This is a genomic window from Xanthovirga aplysinae (assembly GCF_009711365.1).
Lineage (GTDB): Bacteria > Bacteroidota > Bacteroidia > Cytophagales > Cyclobacteriaceae > Xanthovirga > Xanthovirga aplysinae.
The window spans coordinates 1-235 of the sequence record NZ_SMMB01000035.1; the positions used below are offsets into that span (position 1 = coordinate 1).

Genomic DNA, 235 nt, shown 5'->3' on the forward strand with positions numbered 1-235 from the left:
CACGATGTCATTGGCATCGTAAACGTGTAATCGGGCAAGTGGATCCGCTATTCCCATTCCTGCCAGCCCATTGAAAGTTAGGGTTTTATTTGCAAAATCTCCATAAATCAAAGGTGTGCTGGTAGCATCATTGGCTATATAAAGTTTATTGCTCCCCGTTTCAAACCAACCTGCTGCATAACCAATAAATACATTAGAACTTCCTGTGGAAGTGTAGCCACTATGAGACCCTAAA

Annotated in this window: 1 protein-coding gene; it reads right to left on the reverse strand. The window is 42.1% G+C overall.

Going from position 1 to position 235, the window contains the following annotated elements; translation table 11 throughout:
* Positions 1–235, reverse strand: a 235-nt coding sequence (locus tag E1171_RS22930; protein WP_425509582.1) for a hypothetical protein, incomplete at both ends; no start/stop codon positions are given.